At 71.1% G+C, this 12,368-nt stretch carries 13 protein-coding genes and 1 tRNA gene; 12 read left to right on the top strand and 2 right to left on the bottom strand.

The annotated features are described in order from the left end of the window. Nucleotides 1-40: 40 nt before the first annotated feature. The 4 genes from IF43_RS0118675 to IF43_RS42775 all read left to right on the top strand — a co-directional run bounded on the left by IF43_RS0118675 (nucleotide 41) and on the right by IF43_RS42775 (nucleotide 4,034). Nucleotides 41-610, top strand: coding sequence for a TetR/AcrR family transcriptional regulator (locus IF43_RS0118675; RefSeq protein WP_030201640.1), 570 nt, complete (start codon nucleotides 41-43; stop codon nucleotides 608-610). Nucleotides 611-728: 118 nt separating this feature from the next. Then, nucleotides 729-2,246, top strand: a complete 1,518-nt coding sequence (locus IF43_RS0118670; protein WP_030201637.1) for a DHA2 family efflux MFS transporter permease subunit — start codon at nucleotides 729-731, stop codon at nucleotides 2,244-2,246. A gap of 71 nt (nucleotides 2,247-2,317) precedes the next feature. Next, nucleotides 2,318-3,379 carry a UDP-N-acetylmuramate dehydrogenase gene (locus IF43_RS0118665; protein WP_078910276.1) on the top strand — a complete coding sequence of 354 codons (1,062 nt, stop codon included), beginning with the start codon at nucleotides 2,318-2,320 and terminating at the stop codon, nucleotides 3,377-3,379. A 16-nt stretch (nucleotides 3,380-3,395) separates the two neighbouring features. Then, nucleotides 3,396-4,034 carry a hypothetical protein gene (locus tag IF43_RS42775; RefSeq protein WP_234332307.1) on the top strand — a complete coding sequence of 213 codons (639 nt, stop codon included), beginning with the start codon at nucleotides 3,396-3,398 and terminating at the stop codon, nucleotides 4,032-4,034. On the opposite strand, the gene IF43_RS0118655 is transcribed toward IF43_RS42775, so the two are convergent. Further along, nucleotides 3,950-4,972: an adenosine deaminase gene (locus IF43_RS0118655; RefSeq protein WP_030201628.1), complete on the bottom strand. Its 1,023-nt coding sequence runs from the start codon at nucleotides 4,970-4,972 to the stop codon at nucleotides 3,950-3,952. The genes IF43_RS42775 and IF43_RS0118655 overlap by 85 nt on opposite strands. A gap of 224 nt (nucleotides 4,973-5,196) precedes the next feature. Beyond that, on the bottom strand, nucleotides 5,197-6,423 hold the full coding sequence (locus IF43_RS0118650) for a pyridoxal phosphate-dependent aminotransferase (RefSeq protein WP_030201625.1): 1,227 nt from the start codon (nucleotides 6,421-6,423) through the stop codon (nucleotides 5,197-5,199). 321 nt (nucleotides 6,424-6,744) lie between these two features. Between IF43_RS0118650 and IF43_RS0118645 the strand changes: the two genes are divergently transcribed. The 8 genes from IF43_RS0118645 to rplL all read left to right on the top strand — a co-directional run bounded on the left by IF43_RS0118645 (nucleotide 6,745) and on the right by rplL (nucleotide 12,026). After that, a tRNA-Trp gene (locus IF43_RS0118645) sits at nucleotides 6,745-6,817 on the top strand. A 105-nt stretch (nucleotides 6,818-6,922) separates the two neighbouring features. Next, nucleotides 6,923-7,204: a preprotein translocase subunit SecE gene (gene secE, locus IF43_RS0118640; protein WP_030201624.1), complete on the top strand. Its 282-nt coding sequence runs from the start codon at nucleotides 6,923-6,925 to the stop codon at nucleotides 7,202-7,204. Between the two features lie 86 nt (nucleotides 7,205-7,290). After that, nucleotides 7,291-8,220 carry a transcription termination/antitermination protein NusG gene (nusG, locus tag IF43_RS0118635; RefSeq protein WP_030201621.1) on the top strand — a complete coding sequence of 310 codons (930 nt, stop codon included), beginning with the start codon at nucleotides 7,291-7,293 and terminating at the stop codon, nucleotides 8,218-8,220. A 181-nt stretch (nucleotides 8,221-8,401) separates the two neighbouring features. After that, complete coding sequence (gene rplK, locus IF43_RS0118630; protein WP_030201618.1) at nucleotides 8,402-8,836, top strand: 50S ribosomal protein L11; 435 nt, start codon at nucleotides 8,402-8,404, stop codon at nucleotides 8,834-8,836. Between the two features lie 83 nt (nucleotides 8,837-8,919). After that, entirely contained in the window at nucleotides 8,920-9,642 is a 723-nt protein-coding gene (gene rplA / locus IF43_RS0118625) for a 50S ribosomal protein L1 (RefSeq protein WP_030201615.1), read from the top strand. Nucleotides 9,643-9,778: 136 nt separating this feature from the next. Continuing rightward, on the top strand, nucleotides 9,779-10,693 hold the full coding sequence (locus IF43_RS0118620) for an LppX_LprAFG lipoprotein (protein ID WP_063753361.1): 915 nt from the start codon (nucleotides 9,779-9,781) through the stop codon (nucleotides 10,691-10,693). A gap of 306 nt (nucleotides 10,694-10,999) precedes the next feature. Continuing rightward, complete coding sequence (gene rplJ, locus IF43_RS0118615; RefSeq protein ID WP_030201609.1) at nucleotides 11,000-11,530, top strand: 50S ribosomal protein L10; 531 nt, start codon at nucleotides 11,000-11,002, stop codon at nucleotides 11,528-11,530. 112 nt (nucleotides 11,531-11,642) lie between these two features. Next, nucleotides 11,643-12,026: a 50S ribosomal protein L7/L12 gene (gene rplL, locus IF43_RS0118610; protein WP_030201606.1), complete on the top strand. Its 384-nt coding sequence runs from the start codon at nucleotides 11,643-11,645 to the stop codon at nucleotides 12,024-12,026. Nucleotides 12,027-12,368 lie beyond the last annotated feature (342 nt).

Below are 12,368 nucleotides of genomic sequence, written 5' to 3'. Positions count from 1 at the left end.
GGGGGTTGTGAAGTTAGTGATTGAGTACTAACTTGGTTGCATGGTCAGGATGAGTGCGGAGGAGCGGCGCGAGAGCGTCGTACGGGCGGCCATGAGCGAGTTCGCCCGCGGCGGCTACCACGGGACCTCCACCGAGGCGATCGCCAGGCGCGTCGGGGTCTCGCAGCCGTACCTCTTCCGACTGTTCCCCAACAAGCAGGCGATCTTCCTCGCCGCGGCCATCCGCTGCACCGAGGAGATCCGCGACCTCTTCGCCCGCGTCTCCGACGGCCTGTCCGGCGAGGCGGCCAAGGAGGCGATGGCCGGCGCCTACACCCGCCTGATCGCGGAGGAGCCCGAACGGCTCCAGATGCAGATGCAGGTCTCGCTGGCCGTGGCCGACGCCGAGGCGGCCGGCGACCACGAGTTCGGCGTGCGGGTGCGCGCGACCTGGACGGACCTGTACGACACCGTGCGCATCCAGCTCGGCGGCAACGCCCGTGACGCCACGCTCTTCCTGGCGCACGGGATGCTCATCAACACCCTGTCGGCCATGGGCTTCCCGCTGGAGCACCGCGTCTGGGAGGGGCTGGCCCAGCCCGACGCGGCCCGGGGGCGGGTCGAGGGGTAAGGGCGGGCCGGGCGGCGAACCGCCCCCGGCCCTGACAGAGCGGTCCTGTGCCGCGGCTGCCCGCGCGGACGTATGCCCACAAAAGTTAGTCATCAATAACTAATCAACTGGGGGAGTCATGAAGACGCAGCACCAAGCAGAGCCCGACGGCACCGCCGCCCCGGCACCCGACCGGGCCCCCGGCGCCGCCGGACTCGGCCGGACCGCCGTGTGGGCGCTGGTCATCACCAGCGTCGCCGGCTTCATGGCGGCGCTCGACAACCTCGTCGTCACCACCGCCCTGCCCGCCATCCGCGCCGACCTCGGCGGCCGGCTCGAGGACCTCGAGTGGACGGTGAACGCCTACACCCTCACCTTCGCCGTCCTCCTCATGATCGGCGCGTCCCTCGGCGACCGCTTCGGCCGCCGCCGGCTCTTCCTCGCCGGCCTGGCCGTCTTCACCGCCGCATCCGCCGCGGCCGCCCTCTCGCCCGGCATCGACGAACTGATCGCGGCCCGCGCCGTCCAGGGCGTCGGCGCGGCCGTGATGATGCCGCTCACCCTGACGTTGCTCACCGCCGCCGTCCCGGCCGCCCGCCGGGGCATGGCCCTCGGCATCTACGGCGCCGTCTCCGGCCTCGCCGTCGCCAGCGGCCCGCTCATCGGCGGCACCCTCACCGAGCACTTCTCGTGGCAGTGGATCTTCTGGCTGAACGTGCCCGTCGGCATCGCCCTCCTCGTCCTCGCCCGGCTCCGCCTCGACGAGTCCAAGGCCCCGAACGCCCGCCTCGACATCCCCGGCACCCTGCTCGTCAGCGCCGGCCTCTTCGGCATCGTCTACGGCCTGGTCAACGCGAACTCCCACGGCTGGACCAGCGGCCGCGTCCTCACCGCCCTCATCGCCGGCGGCGTCCTCGTGCTGGCCTTCGTGCGGCACGGCACGGTCGCCCGGAACCCCATGCTCCCCATGCGGCTCTTCCGCAACCGCGGCTTCTTCGGCATCAACATCGCCAGCCTGCTGATGTTCCTGGGGATGTTCGGGTCGATCTTCCTGCTCAGCCAGTTCCTCCAGGGCGTCGCCGGCTACTCGCCCACGTCCGCCGGGCTGCACATGCTCCCGTGGACCGCCATGCCCATGGCCGTCGCCCCGCTGGCCGGCTACCTCTCCGACCGCATCGGCGGCCGCCCCGTGGTGGTCGCCGGCCTCGCCTTCCAGGCGCTGGGCCTGGGCTGGTTCGCCATGCTCCTCACGCCCGACGTCTCGTACAGCGCCCAGCTCCCGGGCCTCGTCCTCTCCGGCATCGGCATGGGCCTGTACTTCGCCCCGTCCACCAACATCCTGATGTCCTCCGTCCCCCCGGCCGAACGCGGCATCGCCTCCGGCGCCCTGAGCGCCCTGCGCGAGGTCGGCGGTGCCCTCGGCGTCGCGGTCCTGGCGTCGGTGTTCTCGGCGCAGGGCGGCTACCGCAGCCCGCAGACGTTCACCGACGGCACGGTGCCCGCGCTGTGGATCGGCGTCGCGGCGGTGGGCCTGGGCGCGCTGGCGGCCCTGCTGCTCCCCGGCAAGGCCGGCACCGCGGCCGGCGACCCCGCGGCCGGCGACCCCGCGGCCGGCGACCCGGCGGAGGCCGGCGCCCCCGCGGCCGCCCGCGTGTGACGCGTACGACACCGCGGCCCCGCAAACGGTCCGCGGCCACGCCGGTACGGCGGGCCGCGGACCGTACTCTTGTGCACGTGCAGGTACTCCACGACGCCCCCCTCGCCCCCCTGACCACCTTCCGCCTCGGCGGTCCGGCGGCCCGTCTGGTCACCGCCACCACCGACGCCGACGTGGTCGCCGCCGTCCGCGCGGCCGACGAGAGCGGCACCCCGCTCCTGGTCATCGGCGGCGGCAGCAACCTGGTCATCGGCGACAAGGGCTTCGACGGCACCGCACTGCGCATCGCCACCACCGGCTTCGCCCTCGACGGCACCGACCTCGAACTCGCCGCCGGCGAGAACTGGAGCGACGCCGTCGCCCGCACCGTCGATGCCGGCCTCGCCGGCATCGAGTGCCTCGCCGGCATCCCCGGCTCCGCCGGCGCGACCCCGATCCAGAACGTCGGCGCGTACGGCCAGGAGGTCTCCAGCACGATCACCGAGGTCGTCGCCTACGACCGCACCCTCGGCGAGACCGTGACCCTCACCAACGCCGAGTGCGCCTTCTCGTACCGCCACAGCCTCTTCAAGGACCGGCCCGAGCGGTACGTCGTCCTGCGCGTCCGGTTCCGCCTGGAGGACGCCGGGGGCCTGTCCGCGCCGATCAAGTACGCCGAGACCGCCCGCGCCCTCGGCGTCGGTGCCGGCGACCGCGTGCCCGCCGCCGCCGCCCGCGAGACCGTACTGAAGCTGCGCGCGGGCAAGGGCATGGTCCTCGACCCGGCCGACCACGACACCTGGTCCGCCGGCTCGTTCTTCACCAACCCGATCCTCACGGACGCGGCGTACGAGGCGTTCCTCGGCCGGGTGCGCGACCGCCTGGGCGCCGAGGCCGTACCGCCCGCATACCCCGCGGGCGAGGGGCGCACGAAGACTTCCGCGGCCTGGCTCATCGACAAGGCCGGCTTCACGAAGGGCTACGGCGCCGGCCCGGCCCGCATCTCGACCAAGCACACCCTCGCCCTGACCAACCGCGGCGAGGCCACCACCGAGGACCTCCTGGCCCTCGCCCGCGAGGTCGTGGCGGGCGTGCACGCGGCCTTCGGCGTGACCCTCGTCAACGAGCCGGTCACGGTCGGCGTCAGCATCTGACAGGTCCCCGCCACCGATGCGCTGTCCGCTGCACGGGTCCGGCGCGGACCCCACGCGCCTGGTCGGGCGCACGCTCCGGCGCGTCACGGCCTCCTGGCACAGCGCCGACGGAGAGCGCTCCGAGGCGCCGCTGGACGTCTGGCTGACCGACGGCGAGGGCGAGACGACCCGGATCACCACCGGGTCGGACCACTGCCTGATCGTCGAGCACGCGGCACCCCACGAGCCCTACGACATGGGGGAGTGGGGGCGCATCGAGGTCGGCGAGGACCTCGGCGACCACCCGTTCCTGAGGTGCCTGGGCCGGCCCGTGGTCTCGGTCGCGGAGTTCGCGCTGCCGGAGACCGGGCGCAGCCGCCTCGACGTGGTCTTCCCGGGCGGCCGGGTGATCTGCGACTGCCACGACGGGGACCTGCGGCTCACGTGGGCTCCGGCCCCCGGCGCGGGCGGCGTCCCGGGCGACGCGGCGGCCGGCGTCGCGGGCGACGGCGCGACCGAGGAGGGCCCGGGCGCGACCGAGGTGGGCCCGGGCGTGGCCGAGGACGGCCGGGGCGGGGGCGCCGTCCCGGCTCAGGGCGCCGTCAGCCAGTCGTCGATCCCCGCCAGCAGCTTCGCCCGGACGTCCGCCGGCGCCGCCGAGCCGCGCACCGACTGACGGGCCAGCTCCGCCAGCTCCGCGTCGGTGAACCCGTGGTGCGTCCGGGCGATCTCGTACTGGGCCGCCAGCCGCGAACCGAACAGCAGCGGGTCGTCCGCCCCCAGGGCCATCGGCACGCCCGCCTCGAACAGCGTGCGCAGCGGCACGTCCTCGGGCTTCTCGTACACGCCCAGGGCCACGTTCGACGCCGGGCACACCTCGCATGTCACCTGCCGGTCCGCCAGCCGCTCCAGCAGCCGCGGGTCCTCCGCGGCCCGTACGCCGTGCCCGATGCGCGCCGCGTGCAGGTCGTCCAGGCAGTCCCGGACGGACGCCGGGCCGGTCAGCTCGCCGCCGTGCGGGGCCGCCAGCAGACCGCCCTCACGGGCGATCGCGAAGGCCCGGTCGAAGTCGCGGGCCATGCCGCGCCGCTCGTCGTTGGAGAGCCCGAAGCCGACGACGCCGCGGTCGGCGTACCGGACGGCCAGGCGGGCCAGGGTGCGGGCGTCGAGGGGGTGCTTCATGCGGTTGGCGGCGATCAGCACCCGGATCCCGAGGCCGGTGTCCCGCGAAGCGGAATCCACCGCGTCGAGGATGACCTCCACGGCCGGGATCAGTCCGCCGAGGTGGGGGGCGTACGAGGTGGGGTCGACCTGGATCTCCAACCAGCCGCTGCCGTCGCGGACGTCCTCCTCGGCTGCCTCGCGGACCAGGCGCTGGATGTCCTCGGGACGGCGCAGGCACGAGCGGGCGGCGTCGTAGAGGCGCTGGAAGCGGAACCAGCCGCGCTCGTCGGTGGCGCGGAGCTTGGGCGGCTCGCCGGCGGTCAGCGCGTCGGGGAGCCGGACGCCGTACTTGTCGGCGAGCTCCAGCAGCGTCGAGGGGCGCATGGAACCGGTGAAGTGCAGGTGCAGGTGGGTCTTCGGCAGAAGCGTGAGATCGCGTGCGTGCTCCATTTGGTGATCCTGCCGTACCGCTGCGCTCGGCGGGAGGGGGTTTCCCGATTCGGGGACGTCCCCGAACGCGCTACCGGCTCCCGCGGGCCGGGGCGGAGGTGCCTGTGGCGCTGGTCCCCTCCCCGGCCCGTTCCGAAACCGGGGGCTCCGCCCCCGGACCCGTGCGCCTCGAACGCCGGCGGGGCTGGAGAAGCTCCAGCCCCGCCGTGTCTCGAAGGAGTGCGTCAGGCCTTGGCCTCGCCCAGGAGCTTCTGGATGCGGGAGACGCCCTCGACCAGGTCCTCGTCGCCGAGCGCGTACGACAGGCGCAGGTAGCCTGGGGTGCCGAAGGCCTCGCCCGGGACGACCGCGACCTCGGCCTCGTCCAGGATCAGGGCGGCGAGCTCGACGGAGCTCTGCGGGCGCTTGCCGCGGATCTCCTTGCCGAGCAGGCCCTTGACCGACGGGTACGCGTAGAAGGCGCCCTCGGGGGTCGGGCAGTACACGCCCTCGATGTCGTTGAGCATCTTGACCATCAGCTGGCGGCGGCGGTCGAAGGCCTTGCGCATCTCCGCGACGGCGTCCAGGTCGCCCGAGACGGCGGCGATGGCGGCGACCTGCGCCACGTTGGACACGTTGGACGTGGCGTGCGACTGCAGGTTGGTCGCGGCCTTGATGACGTCCTGCGGGCCGATGACCCACCCGACGCGCCAGCCCGTCATGGCGTACGTCTTGGCCACGCCGTTGACGACGATGCACTTGTCGCGCAGCGCCGGCACGACCACCGGCAGCGAGGTGAACTTCGCGTCGCCGTAGACGAGGTGCTCGTAGATCTCGTCCGTCATGACCCACAGGCCGTGCTCGGCGGCCCACTCGCCGATCGCGCGGGTGTCCTCCTCGCTGTACACGGCGCCGGTGGGGTTCGACGGCGACACGAACAGGACGACCTTGGTGCGCTCGGTGCGCGCGGCCTCCAGCTGCTCCACGCTGACGCGGTAGCCGGTGGTCTCGTCGGCGACGACCTCGACCGGGACGCCGCCCGCGAGCTTGATCGACTCGGGGTACGTGGTCCAGTACGGGGCCGGGACGATGACCTCGTCACCCGGGTCCAGGATCGCCGCGAAGGCGTTGTAGATCGCCTGCTTGCCGCCGTTGGTGACGAGGACCTGGGACGCCTCGACCTCGTAGCCGGAGTCGCGCCGGGTCTTCTCGGCGATGGCCTTCTTCAGCTCGGGCAGGCCGCCGGCCGGCGTGTAGCGGTGGAACTTGGGGTCGCGGCAGGCCTCGACCGCGGCCTCGACGATGTAGTCGGGCGTCGGGAAGTCGGGCTCGCCGGCGCCGAAGCCGATGACCGGGCGCCCGGCGGCCTTGAGGGCCTTGGCCTTGGCGTCGACGGCGAGCGTGGCGGACTCGGAGATGGCGCCGATGCGGGCGGAGACGCGGCGCTCGGAAGAAGGCGTTGCAGAGGTCATGGGGCCAATCGTCCCAGACGCCACAAGGGTGCGCGGCATCGTTTCAAGCAGCGGACGAACCGCTTTCCGACGCTCCTGCGGACGGACTTTCGAAGGCGGGTCCGCAGGGGGCCCGAAAGTCCTGCGGGACCCGGGGCCGGCGGGCCCCGCCGGGCTCCGCGGAGCGGGGCGCGGCAACCGTCGGACCACGTCCGGCCCCTTTCTGTTCGACGCGGCGACCAAGACCACGTACACTCACCTCTCGTTGGCCCTCACCGGGCCGCTCCGACGGCGGGCACTCCGTGCACCCGGCCGGATGCGGTAGGTTGGGGGACGCAACAAAGGGTCGTAGCTCAATTGGTAGAGCACTGGTCTCCAAAACCAGCGGTTGGGGGTTCGAGTCCCTCCGGCCCTGCTCCACACTCCTTCGCCGGATGTGTGCGCAGGTACGTACTTCGATGCACCGCCGTGCGGCTCAACCGGGCGCGGCACGGCCATGACCCGGATTCAGGTGAGAGACGTGACGGACGCCCTGGGCTCCATCGACATGCCTGATGCCGAGGACGAGACCCGCGAGAAGAAGGCCCGCAAGGGCGGCAAGCGCGGCAAGAAGGGCCCCCTGGGCCGCCTCGCGCTCTTCTACCGCCAGGTCGTGGCGGAACTCCGCAAGGTTGTCTGGCCGACTCGTAGCCAGCTGACGACGTACACCACTGTGGTGATTGTCTTCGTTGCCATCATGATCGGTCTGGTTACCGTGATTGACTATGGGTTCCAGGAAGCCATCAAGTACGTCTTCGGCTGATCCCCGCGGAGGGCGGCGCCTTGATGAGGCGACCGCCCGTTTTCGCATGTTCCACCCCTCTTTGTATCCAGGAAGAAGCAGCCACCGTGTCTGACCCGAACCTGAACGTGAGCCCCGACTCCGTCGAGTCCGTCGAGGACGAGCTCGACATCGTCGAGGCGGCGGACGCTGTGGACCCTGACGAGGCCGAGGCCGCCGACGCCGCAGAGGCCGGCGAAGCCGCCGAGGAAGCGGCCCTGCACGTCGAGGACGAGGACGAGGACGGGGACGTCTCCGAGGCCGAGCTCGAGGACGAGGCCGTCGTGGCCGAGGACGAGGCCGTCGAGGCCGACGTCGACGCCGAGGTCGCCGAGGGGGAGGAGGAGGAGGAGGCCGCCCCGGCCGCCCCCGCCGAGCCGGTCGACCCCATCCAGGCGCTCCGCGAGGAGCTCCGTACGCTGCCCGGCGAGTGGTACGTGATCCACACCTACGCGGGCTACGAGAAGCGCGTGAAGGCGAACCTCGAGCAGCGTGCCGTCTCGCTGAACGTCGAGGAGTTCATCTACCAGGCCGAGGTGCCCGAGGAAGAGATCGTCCAGATCAAGAACGGCGAGCGCAAGAACGTCCGGCAGAACAAGCTGCCCGGCTACGTGCTCGTCCGCATGGACCTGACGAACGAGTCCTGGGGCGTCGTCCGCAACACGCCGGGCGTCACCGGCTTCGTCGGCAACGCGTACGACCCGTACCCGCTGACCCTGGACGAGATCGTCAAGATGCTCGCCCCGGAGGCCAAGGAGAAGGCCGAGCGCGCCGCCGCGGAGGAGGCCGGTCTGCCCGCCCCCGCCGTCAAGCGCACCATCGAGGTCCTGGACTTCGAGGTCGGCGACTCGGTCACCGTCACCGACGGCCCGTTCGCCACGCTCCAGGCGACCATCAACGAGATCAACCCCGACTCGAAGAAGGTCAAGGGCCTCGTCGAGATCTTCGGTCGCGAGACCCCGGTCGAGCTGAGCTTCGACCAGATCCAGAAGAACTGAGTCCCTTCGGGACGGATCTTCCGGACCACACGCTTCCGGTCAGGTCAGACAGCCCGTCGAGGGCGGTCTGACCTGCTCGGTTTTAAGCCCCGCACCGATACCCGTTATCGTGGTGCGGTATGCCTCCATCCGGATGACCGGTTGGCGGCTGGAAAACTCTCACTAGGACCCGGAGAGAGCAATGCCTCCCAAGAAGAAGAAGGTCACGGGGCTTATCAAGCTCCAGATCAACGCCGGTGCGGCCAACCCGGCCCCGCCGGTCGGCCCCGCGCTGGGTCAGCACGGCGTCAACATCATGGAGTTCTGCAAGGCCTACAACGCCGCGACCGAGTCGCAGCGTGGCATGGTCGTGCCGGTGGAGATCACGGTCTACGAGGACCGCTCCTTCACCTTCGTCACCAAGACCCCGCCGGCCGCGCGCCTGATCCTCAAGGCCGCTGGTGTGGAGAAGGGCTCCGGCGAGCCGCACAAGACCAAGGTCGCCAAGCTGACGCGCGACCAGGTCCGCGAGATCGCCACCACCAAGATGCCCGACCTGAACGCCAACGACCTGGACGCCGCCGAGAAGATCATCGCCGGCACCGCCCGTTCCATGGGCATCACGGTCGAGGGCTGATCAGCTCTTCGTACGCCCCCAGTGGTAGGGCCGGCGCTGGCCCGCACCACGACTCCACGCCTGAAGAACACACAGGAGCAGAAGTGAAGCGCAGCAAGTCCCTCCGCGCTGCGGACGCCAAGGTCGAGGCGGGCAAGCTCTACGCCCCGCTCGAGGCCGTCCGTCTCGCCAAGGAGACCTCCACCACCAAGTTCGACGCGACCGTCGAGGTTGCCTTCCGCCTGGGTGTCGACCCGCGCAAGGCCGACCAGATGGTCCGCGGCACCGTGAACCTCCCGCACGGCACCGGCAAGACCGCCCGGGTCCTGGTCTTCGCGACCGGTGACCGTGCTGCGGCCGCGGAAGCCGCTGGCGCCGACATCGTCGGCTCCGACGAGCTGATCGACGAGGTGGCGAAGGGCCGTCTGGACTTCGACGCCGTCGTCGCCACCCCGGACCTCATGGGCAAGGTCGGCCGCCTCGGCCGCGTGCTCGGTCCGCGTGGTCTGATGCCGAACCCGAAGACCGGCACGGTCACGATGGACGTGGCGAAGGCTGTCACCGACATCAAGGGCGGCAAGATCGAGTTCCGCGTCGACAAGCACTCGAACCTGCACTTCATCATCGGCAAGGTCTCCTTCTCCGATGAGCAGCTGGTCGAGAACTACGGCGCGGCCCTGGAGGAGATCCTCCGTCTGAAGCCGTCCGCCGCCAAGGGCCGCTACCTGAAGAAGGCCGCCCTGGCCACCACGATGGGCCCCGGCATCCAGCTGGACCCGAACCGCACCCGCAACCTCCTCGTCGAGGAGGACCCGGCCGCGGTCTGAGCCTGACGGCTCGCTTTGTGGCGTGAAGAGGCCCCCCGCTCCCGAAAAGGGAGTGGGGGGCCTCTTCGTGCGTCCGTACCATCGGGTGCGCAGACCAAGATCACGCAGCGTCCGCTGCGAAAGGGGTGGGGGAACGATGAAGGAGTACCGCAGGAAAACCGTGGGCGCCGTCCTGGCGGCCGTCCTGCTGGCCGCCGGCGCCACGGCCTGCGACGACGGCGAGAAGGCCGACACGGGGGCCGTACGGCCGTCGCGGGCCGCCGGCCGGGCCGGGGCGGGGGGAGCGGGGGACATGGCTCCGGTCGCCTACCTGGAGCGCGTCCAGAAGAAGTCGGAGGGAATCACCTCCCTGCGCTACACCATGTCGGGCACCGCGGCCGGGCAGACGATCTCCGGCGAGGTGGCCATGCGGCTCAAGCCGCAGGTGGCGATGTCCATGGTGATGGCCGACCCGCGGAAGGCCGGCGAGAAGATCGACATCCGCCTCCTCGACGGCGCGATGTACATGGGCGCCCAGGGCAAGTGGCTCAAGTTCGACCTCAAGGCCGCGAACCCGCAGGCCGCCGGGCAGCTGGAGGCCCTGTCCAACGCCGGTCAGGGCGCCGAGAACCCCGGGGACCGGGCTGGCGCGCTCAGGGCCTCCAAGGACCTGAAGAAGGTCGGCGAGGAGACCGTGGACGGGCAGCGCACCACGCACCTGGCCGGCACCGTCACCCTGGACCAGATGCGAGCGGCGGCGGCCGCCGCCGCCACGCCCGAGGCCAAGGAGCGCCAGGAGGCGCAGGTCAAGCAGCTCGAGAAGCAGGGCGTGACCAGCCTGCAGATGGACATGTGGATCGACGGCAGCGACCACACCAAGCAGGTGCGCGTGCAGGGCCGGACCCAGCAGGGCCCCATGGACCTGACGATGAAGTTCACGGGCCTGAACGAGCCGGTCCGGATCAGCGCTCCGCCGGCGGACCAGGTCGTGGACCTCTCCGAGGCGATGAAGAAGCGCGGGGCCACGGCCGGCGCCACGGCCGGCGCGGCGTCCGCGGGCGCCGCGGGCTGACCCGCCGCCCCGCCGCCCCGCCGGGTCCGCGACGCCCGCAGGCCCGGCGGGGGGCGATTTGCTTCGGCTCGGGCGCTTCACGTACAGTCTCCGGGAAGCCAAAGACCGCTGGTCGTCGCCTTGCCCCCGGGCATGGCGGCCGAAGGATCCGCTGAAATGCGGACGACCCGCGCAGGTGACACCGGAGAGAAGCTCCCGGATCCTCGTCGATCAGGTTGAGCCACGCCCTGTGCGCCCTGCGCCGGGGCGTTTCGTTTTACATGCCCCTTCCGCGCGGTCCCATCACCCGGAAGGAGGCCGACGCTTATGGCAAGGCCCGACAAGGCTGCCGCGGTAGCCGAGCTGGAGGACATGTTCCGCAGCTCGGGCGCCGTTGTGCTGACCGAGTACACGGGTCTCACCGTCGCGCAGCTCAAGACGCTGCGTCGTTCGCTCGGTGAGAACGCCCAGTACGCCGTGGTGAAGAACACGCTGACCAAGATTGCGGCCAACTCGGTCGGGATCTCCGCGCTGGACGAGCACCTCGCTGGTTCGACCGCGGTCGCCTTCGTCACCGGTGACCCGGTGGAGTCGGCGAAGGCTCTGCGTGACTTCGCCAAGGACAACCCCAAGCTCGTCATCAAGGGCGGTGTCCTTGACGGCAAGGCGCTGTCCGCCGACGAGATCAAGAAGCTTGCGGACCTCGAGTCCCGCGAGGTTCTGCTCAGCAAGCTGGCCGGCGCGTTCAAGGGCAAGCAGTCCCAGACTGCCTCGCTCTTCCAGGCGCTGCCGTCGAAGCTCGTCCGCACCGTGGACGCGCTGCGCGCCAAGGCGGCCGAGCAGGGCGGTGCCGAGTAATTCGGCTCGCGCATTGATCCGCGCCGCCTAGTGCGCGGGTCGTAGCGGGCCGACTACGCCCGCCTTTCGATACATCTCGGCACCAGCCGAATTAGTGGAAGGATCGCCCATCATGGCGAAGCTGTCTCAGGAAGACCTGCTCGCGCAGTTCGAGGAGATGACCCTCATCGAGCTCTCCGAGTTCGTGAAGGCGTTCGAGGAGAAGTTCGACGTCACCGCCGCCGCGGCCACCGTCGCCGTTGCCGCCGGTGTCCCGGGCGCCCCGGCCGAGGCCGTCGAGGAGAAGGACGAGTTCGACGTCATCCTCACCGGCGCCGGCGACAAGAAGATCCAGGTCATCAAGGTCGTGCGTGAGCTGACCTCCCTGGGCCTGAAGGAGGCCAAGGACCTCGTCGACGGCACCCCGAAGCCGGTCCTCGAGAAGGTCAACAAGGAGGCCGCTGACAAGGCCGCCGAGTCCCTCAAGGCCGCTGGCGCCTCGGTCGAGGTCAAGTAAGACCTTCCGAGCGTCCACGCACCGCTGACCGCCCCCTGAGGGCGTCCGGCGGGGACTGCTTGTGACGAAGGGCGATCACCCGCAAGGGTGGTCGCCCTTCGGCGTTCCCGTGACCGTCGGCTTGCCCTCTCGTTCCCGGGGAGTAAGGTGATCTTCGTCGTGCCCCCGCGCACGGCCCGGCGATGGCCCGCACGGGCCCGCTGACGGCCCGTACGGGGCGGGGGGCCTTGACGAACGGCACGCGGCGCGCAATTCTCAGGACGCGTCGCTACGCCGATCCAAGTCCGAGGCATGGATCGGTTACGAAGAGGGCAGTACTGATACGCGCTCTGCACACGAGGG

Source organism: Streptomyces sp. NRRL S-87 (assembly GCF_000719335.1).
Classification (GTDB): domain Bacteria; phylum Actinomycetota; class Actinomycetes; order Streptomycetales; family Streptomycetaceae; genus Streptomyces.
The sequence above is the reverse complement of the archived record's forward strand: the minus strand, read 5'-3'. Positions and strand labels throughout refer to the sequence as shown.